This is a genomic window from Kitasatospora sp. NPDC059462 (genome assembly GCF_042749955.1).
Classification (GTDB): domain Bacteria; phylum Actinomycetota; class Actinomycetes; order Streptomycetales; family Streptomycetaceae; genus Kitasatospora.
Map to the genome: position 1 here is coordinate 39,845 of NZ_JBHYUU010000047.1, position 7,257 is coordinate 47,101.

The 7,257-nt window shown below is 73.7% G+C and carries 4 protein-coding genes and 1 pseudogene; 3 read left to right on the plus strand and 2 right to left on the minus strand.

Annotated features, from left to right (window positions below; all coding sequences use genetic code 11):
• Nucleotides 1–146: 146 nt before the first annotated feature.
• Nucleotides 147–767: pseudogene (locus ACFXAM_RS15145) on the minus strand (serine protease); the annotation flags it as partial.
• A 211-nt stretch (nucleotides 768–978) separates the two neighbouring features.
• On the opposite strand from ACFXAM_RS15145, the gene ACFXAM_RS15150 reads away from it, so the two are divergent.
• Nucleotides 979–1,824 carry a hypothetical protein gene (locus tag ACFXAM_RS15150; RefSeq protein ID WP_380291203.1) on the plus strand — a complete coding sequence of 282 codons (846 nt, stop codon included), beginning with the start codon at nucleotides 979–981 and terminating at the stop codon, nucleotides 1,822–1,824.
• Nucleotides 1,825–1,879: 55 nt separating this feature from the next.
• On the opposite strand, the gene ACFXAM_RS15155 is transcribed toward ACFXAM_RS15150, so the two are convergent.
• On the minus strand, nucleotides 1,880–2,689 hold the full coding sequence (locus ACFXAM_RS15155) for a hypothetical protein (RefSeq protein WP_380291205.1): 810 nt from the start codon (nucleotides 2,687–2,689) through the stop codon (nucleotides 1,880–1,882).
• Between the two features lie 213 nt (nucleotides 2,690–2,902).
• On the opposite strand from ACFXAM_RS15155, the gene ACFXAM_RS15160 reads away from it, so the two are divergent.
• Entirely contained in the window at nucleotides 2,903–4,372 is a 1,470-nt protein-coding gene (locus ACFXAM_RS15160; protein ID WP_380291207.1) for an esterase/lipase family protein, read from the plus strand.
• Nucleotides 4,369–7,257: tetratricopeptide repeat protein (locus tag ACFXAM_RS15165; RefSeq protein ID WP_380291209.1), on the plus strand; the 2,889-nt coding region annotated here is incomplete at its 3' end. The genes ACFXAM_RS15160 and ACFXAM_RS15165, both read left to right, overlap by 4 nt.

The window sequence follows — 7,257 nt, forward strand, 5'->3', positions numbered from 1 at the left end:
CCCAGGCAGGTGGTGAACCAGTAGGTCTCCTGGCCGTAGCTCTGCCCCTGGTGCGCGGTGGTGGTGCCGTCGGCCGCCACCTCGCACGGGTTGTTGAGCGTGCACATCTGGCCGTCGTCGTTGCCGGTGTTGTTGATGCCGACGACCTTCTTCGTCGCGGCGTCGACGATCGGCGAGCCCGAGGTGCCGTGGGTGGTGTTGCAGCCGGCGCTGTAGCGGAGGGAGTCGCGCCAGGTCCACGCGTCCTCGCGCAGGGTGCCGACGAAGCCGTTGATGGAGCAGTTCCAGGTCTGCTTCCAGTACGAGGACGGTATGAACATCGCCGAACCGTCGACCGGGTGCGTGTCGCTGATGGTCAGCGCCGTCGCGCCGAACTTGGAGGTGATCGACCCGAAGGTGTCGGTGAGCTGGTAGAGCGCGACGTCCGTGCCGGTCATCGTGGCGTAGAGGATCTTGTCGGCCGTCACGGTGCCGAGGGAGCCGCCCGAAGCGTTGAGCAGGGTGCCGCTGCGGCTGGCGGTCTGGTTCTGGATGACCTGGCCGGCGGACGGCATGGTCGGCAGGCAGTGGCCGTTGGTGAGCATGAGGGCCCGGTCGGCGTCGACCGAGGAGGGGTAACGCACCAGCGAGGCGGAGCAGTTGCTCAGCGCGATGGTGGACGTCAGGTCACCGGCCTGCACCGCCTGCGCGGGCGCGACTGCCACGGAGGTCAGGACCCCGGCAATGACAGCGCTCGCGGCGGACGCGGCGGCAAGTCTCTTGAACATGGCTCTCCTTGTGGGGGATGCGGGGCGTACGACCGGTTGCGGACGCCCGCGCCGCACGAAAGTGCCATGACCACTTCAAATGGTCAACCGTGCAGACAGAAGTCGCCCGGGGGAATTCACCGGGGCCGGACCGGCCGGATCACCGCCGGGACGGACACGCGCGAGTGCCTAGCGGCAGGTCGGGCCGGTCGGGCAGGGCAGAATCGGACGCATGAACGACAGCTTCACGCACCTCGGGACCGTCACCGCGCCCTCCGGGGTCCTGGTGTTCGGCATGGCGACCTGGCTGGACCTCTGGCCGGAGGTCGGGCAGCCGTTGTCCGAGCGGGCGCGGGAGGCGGTGGCGGCGGGGGCCGGCGGCGGGCACCTCGTGGACGACGAGGCGGAGGCGGTGGCCGTCGACGTCGACGGGACGCGGGCGCTGACGGTGCGGGCCCGGACGGCGCCGTCGCCGTTCGACGAGGAGCCGGCGATCGCCGTGCTGGAGGTGGACCTGGGGGTGCCGTGGCCCGCCGGGCGGGAGGCGCCGGTGCTGCTCGGGGACCTGCCCGTGGACCGGGGCGGGATGGTGCTCGGGGACGCGGTCGGGCTGGACGGCTGGACCGGGCCGGAGGGCGAGCCGGCCGACGGGCTCGCCGATGTCAGCTACTGGGGGCGCGATCTGGAGGAGGCGCACCAGCGGTTCGGCGGGGTGCGGATCCCGCAGTACGAGGGGGACCCGCAGGGACCCTACGGCTGGCTGGACCTTCCCGTCGGCACGGCGAAGGCCCTCGCCACCGAGGTCGCGGCGTACCGGGGCGGCGTGGTCTCCTCCGTCGACCCGCACACCGACTTCCACCTCCTCCATCGCGCCGGCCGCACGCGCCCGCTGGGCGTCGGCGCGATCGAGGTCGGCGGCTGCCCCGTGCTCGGCTTCAGCTGGTGCCAGGGCGACCACGCCGTCCGGCACCACGGTGAGCGGGACTGGGGCCGGGTGTACCCCGTCACCCTCGATCGTGGTGCGGACGGCGGGACGGTGCTGCGGTGGAGCATCCCGGAGTGGGCCGACGAGGAATAGCCCCGGCCCCGCAGACCCCGGCCCTACGGCCTCGACATCAGCTTCAGCTTCAGCCTCAACGGAGGGCGAGGACGGGGCGGGTGGAGAGGTCGTCGGTGCAGTAGTCGCCGTCCTCGTCGAAGACCATGGCGGCGAGGTCCGGATGCCGGTTGGCCGTGGCGAGCGGCAGCCAGGCGAGGACCGTGCCGTAGCCGCCGCAGACCGACTCGCCGCCGTCGCCGCCGTAGATCACCCCGGGCTCACTGGTGATCTCCGAACGGTAGGTGTCGTGCGCGATGCGCAGGCCGAAGGCGTTCGGCCCGCCCTGCGGGCCGAGGCCTTCACCGTACGGGAGGCGGTCGAGCGGGCACTCGTCGCCCCAGCGGAACAGGGTCCGCGCACCGGCGCCGCAGCCGTGCTCCCACTCGTCGGGGGTGGGCAGGCGCAGGCCCTCGCGGGCGAGGACGGCCGGCATGTCGGCGGGCTCCTCCTCCAGCGGCTCGTCGTCGACGGCCATCAGCAGCGTCGGCACGGTGACGGTCCGGCGCGGGCTGAGGACACGGGCGAGGTGGCCCCGCAGATCCCCGTCGCCGATCCCCTGGCTGACGCTCTCCTCGTGGTAGCTGGCGAGGAGTTCGGCGGAGGGCTGCCAACTCGCCGCGTCGAACCCGACGGTGACCCGCCCGCCCGGTATCAGCGCGAACATCCGCTCGCCGCGCTCGACCAGGACCCGGTGCAGCGGCGCCCCCAGGTGCTCGACCTCCTCGACGCGGTCGAGACGCCCGCCCACGCTGCCCGCGACCTGGGCGGCGAGACGGCTGGCGGCGGCGCGGTCGAGACGGCGCCAGGCGGCGAAGGTGAGGGTGGCGAGCGGTTCAGGAGCCATGCCGGGAGTGTGGCACGGGCCACTGACAATTGCCGGGCAAGAGGCCCGCGACAGTCCGATCGGGCGTCAACCGGCGTCCCGCAGAAGCCCGCAGCGCCGTCGGAGTCCCCCCGCGGGAGGCGATTTGGCCGATGAGCCGGACGCCGGCCCCGCCGTTCTGGTAGGCAGGGCCGGGAATCGACCGAGCGCGGGGGGCGGACCAGGGTGGGCGCAATGCGGCAGGAACCGATCGACGACCTGGTGGTCGTCATTCCCGGCATCACCGGAAGCCGGCTGGCGGTGGACGGCAAGGAGGTGTGGGGCCCCTCCCCCGGGGCACTGCGGCGGGGCCTCACCACCTTCCTCGGCTCCGTCCGGGCCCTGCGCCTGCCGACGGACCTCGGTGACGACCACCCCGGCGACGGCGTCGTCCCCACCGGGCTCGTCCCCTCCCTGCACGCCGTCCCGGGCGTGCGCCCGGTGGTCGACGGCTACAGCGACCTGATCGGCTGGCTGGAGCGCACCTTCACCCTGCGCCGCGCCCTGCCCGGCAGCCGAAGCGGCCCGCCGGACCGGCCCGGCGCTCCCGAAGTCCCGGTGAACCTCGTCGAGTTCGCCTACGACTGGCGGCTCTCCTGCCGCTACAACGCCCGCCTCCTGGCCGTCCGCGTCGACGAGGCGCTCGGCCGCTGGCGGGTCACCGCCCCGCACCGGGCCGAGGCGAAGGTCCGGCTGATCTGCCACTCGATGGGCGGGCTGGTGGCCCGCTACTGGGTGGAGTGCCTGGGCGGCGCGGAGGTCACCCGGCAGCTCATCACCCTCGGCACGCCGCACCGGGGTTCGATCGGCGCGCTGGAGTCGCTGGTCAACGGGCACCGGATCGGCCTGGGCCCGGTGGCCGCCGACCTGACCGCCTTCAGCCGCAGCCTGCCCTCCCTCCACCAGCTCACCCCCGACTACGCCTGCGTCGAGACCCCCGACGGTCTGCGCTACCCCCGTGAACTGGCCACCGCGATGGAGGGCGTCGACCCCTGCCTGCTCGCGGACGCCGGACGCTTCCACGGCGCCATCCGCGACGCCGCCGTCGGGCGGGTCCGGCGGGGCGGGTCGGACCGGCTCTGCCTGCCCGTGATCGGCGTCCGCCAGCCCACGCCCACCACGGCCGCCGTGACGGGCGACGGGCGGCTGCGGCTGATCGAGACCATCGAGGGCAAGGACGAGGGCGGCGACGGCCGGGTGGCGAGGTTCGCCGCGTACCCCGCCGAGGTCGCCCCCGACGACCCCACGGCCGCCCGCTCCTCCTTCGCCAACCACGGGGCGATCAAGGGCCACGCCGGGGTCCGCGAGAACCTCTACGACTGGCTCGCCCCGGCCCCCGCCGTCTACCGCGGCTCGCTGCCCGCCCACCCGCTGGGCGTGCGCGTCCCCGAGTACGGGCTCGCCGGGCAGCCGCTGCGCGTCGAGGCGGTGGCCGACGGCACCGGCCGGCCGGGGGCGGCCACGCTCGCCGTCCGGGCCACCGTCCGGGCCGAGAACGGGGACGTCGTCGTGGAGCGCCTGCTGAGCAACGTCGGTGGCGGCCGGTACGAGCGCGCCTTCGACGGGCTCGGCCCGGGCGTGTACGCCGTCTCCGTCCACGCCAAGCAGGACAGCGCCGACACGGCGGTGACCGCGCTGACCCTCCTCCTCGAAGGTGACGCATGACCGACGACCCGAGCACCGACGACGCGGGCACCGACGACCCGAGCACCGCCGACGCGCCGACGCCGAACACGCGCGGCACCTTCCTGGCGGTCGTCTTCGACGAGTACCGCGACCAGGCCTACCGTCCGATCCCGGGCGCGGTCGGGCAGGTCGGTGAACTCGCCGCCTGCCTGGCCGAGTTCGGCTTTCGGGCGACCATCGTGCCCAACCCCGCGCAGGGCGCCCTGATCGACGGGCTGGACCTGTGGTCGGACACCTGGTCGGAGGGTGGCGGCGGCGGCTCCGCGGTGATCGCGTGGTCCGGTCACGCCGAGACCGGCAACCGCGGCGACCTCCAGCTCATCACCCACGCCACACCCAGGGGCCTCGGCAACCAGGACCGGTTCTACTCCCCCGAACGCCTCACCAGCCAGGCCCTGACCAGCCACGCCGACCAGATCCTGATCCTGCTCGACACCTGCCACTCCGGCGCCGGCGCCGTCCCCGCCCTCGACCACGCACTCGCGGCATGGGAGGACCGGACCCTGCCCGAACCGCGCACCGCCTGGCTCGGCGTCCTCGCCGCCTGCCAGGCGCAGGAACGGGCCGAGGGCGCGCGCGGGCTGCTCCTGGAGACCGTGCTCGAACTCCTGAGGAACGGGCCGCAGGACAGCGTCTACCGCCACGAGTGGAGCGTGCGCAACGCCGGAATCACCGGGGAGACGCTCGCCCTCGCGGTCCTGGCGGAGGACTGGCCGGACGGCGGCCAGCAGCCGGTGCGGGCCTCCGTGGGCCACCCCCAACCAATGTTCCGGAACCCCCGATGGCAGCGGAAGTCCCGCGAGGCCCTCGTCGAACACCTCGTGCTGGCCGCCCGGGGCAGCAGTCCCGCCAAGGAGGGCTGGTTCTTCACCGGCCGACGCCGGGCCCTGCGGCAGATCACCGACCGGCTCGCCACCGACACCGCCGGGATGCTGCTGGTGACCGGCAGCGCGGGCGTCGGCAAGTCCGCCGTCGTCGGACGCATCGCGGCCCTGTCCGACGCGGACGAACGCGCCGCGCTCCTGGCACACGCTCCCCTCGGGGAGGACGACCCCGACCCCGGCCGGGGCAGCGTCGACGCCGCCGTCCACCTGCGCGGCATGGACGTCCAGACGCTCGCCGAGGCCCTGGCCAGGCAGCTCGACCTTCCCGTGCCGAAGACCCCGGCCGACCTGATCGCCCAGCTCGAACGCACCGAGAGCGGCCACGGGCGCCGGCACGTGCTGGTCCTGGACGGCCTGGACGAGGCGTCGCCGGGGCAGGCGACGGCGATCGCCGAGCAGCTCCTCGTCCCGCTCAGCCGGCTGTGCGCCGTGCTGCTGGCCTCGCGCGACCGCCCGTTCCAGCCCCACCTGGACCAGGGCGAGACGCTCGATTCGGCCCTCACCCGCATGGTCGGCACGTCCGTGGTGACCCTCGACCTCGACGAGGAGCACGACACCGCGACGGACATCACCGCCTACGTCCACCACCGGCTCCGGTCCGACGGCATCGCCGAGGAGACCGCCGCCGAGATCGCCTCGGCGCTGGCGGCACGGGCCGGGGCCGGGGGCGGCGGGTTCCTCTTCGCCCGCATCGTCGCCTCCCACCTGGCCCGCTTCCTCGCCGGCGATCCCGGACGGCCCTGGCAGGATCAGATCCCCCTCGGCATCACGGGCGCCCTCGACCTCGACCTGGCCGATGTCGTTCCCGGCGACGACCGTCCGGGTACCGCCGGCGACCTGCTGACGGCACTGGCGTGGGCGGCCGGCAACGGCATGCCCGCCCGCGGTGTCTGGCAGGCGGCGGCCCGGGCGGTCGGCGGCCGCGAGACGGACTACGGGCCGGACGACATCGACTGGCTGCTCCAGCACTACGGGCGCTACATCGTCGAGGACAGCGACGGGTTGCAGGCCGTCTACCGTCTCTACCACCGCGAACTCGTCACCCACCTGCGCTCCTCCGCGCCCCACCCGGGCGCGGACCCGGCCCCCCTCGCCATCGTGCGGGCCTTCGTCGATCTCACCCTCGACCAGACGGCAGGTGGCACCAATCCCCGCCAGGCCAATGTCTACCTGCGGCGGCACCTGACCGAGCACGCCGTCGCGGCCGGCGGCCCGGGCATCACCGCCCTCCGGCTGCTCGCCGAGGCCAACCCCGACGCCCACCTCCCCGATCTCGCCGGCGCCCTCAACAACCTCGCCGTCCAACTGGCGGACGTGGGACGACGCCAGGAAGCACTCGCCCCGGCCCAAGAAGCCGTCCAACTACGCCGCACACTCGCCCAAGCCAACCCCGACGCCCACCTCCCCAAGCTCGCCATGGCCCTCAACAACCTCGCCATCCGGCTGGCGGACGTGGGACGACGTCAGGAAGCACTCACCCCAGCCCAAGAAGCCGCCACCACCTACCGCGCACTCGCCCAGGACAACCCCGACGCCTACCTCCCCAACCTCGCCGGCACCCTCAACAACCTCGCCGTCCAACTGTCGGACGTGGGACGACGCCAAGAAGCACTCACCCCAGCCCAAGAAGCCGCCACCACCTACCACACGCTCGCCCAAGCCAACCCCGACGCCCACCTCCCCGACCTCGCCATGGCCCTCAACAACCTCGCCGTCCAACTGTCGGACGTGGGACGACGCCAAGAAGCACTCGCCCCGGCCCAAGAAGCCGCCACCACCTACCGCGCGCTCGCCGAGGCCAACCCCGACGCCTACCTCCCCGAGCTCGCCAGCGCCCTCAACAACCTCGCCAACCGACTCTCCGACGTGGGACGACGCCAAGAAGCACTCGCCCCGGCCCAAGAAGCCGCCACCACCTTCCGGCTGCTCGCCGAGGCCAACCCCGACGCCTACCTCCCCGACCTCGGCGGCGCCCTCAAC

Coding starts and splice junctions, on each gene's coding strand:
- ACFXAM_RS15160 (WP_380291207.1), top strand. CDS start 2,903: ATGCGGCAGGAACCGATCGACGACCTGGTGGTCGTCATTCCCGGCATC.
- ACFXAM_RS15155 (WP_380291205.1), bottom strand. CDS start 2,689: ATGGCTCCTGAACCGCTCGCCACCCTCACCTTCGCCGCCTGGCGCCGT.
- ACFXAM_RS15150 (WP_380291203.1), top strand. CDS start 979: ATGAACGACAGCTTCACGCACCTCGGGACCGTCACCGCGCCCTCCGGG.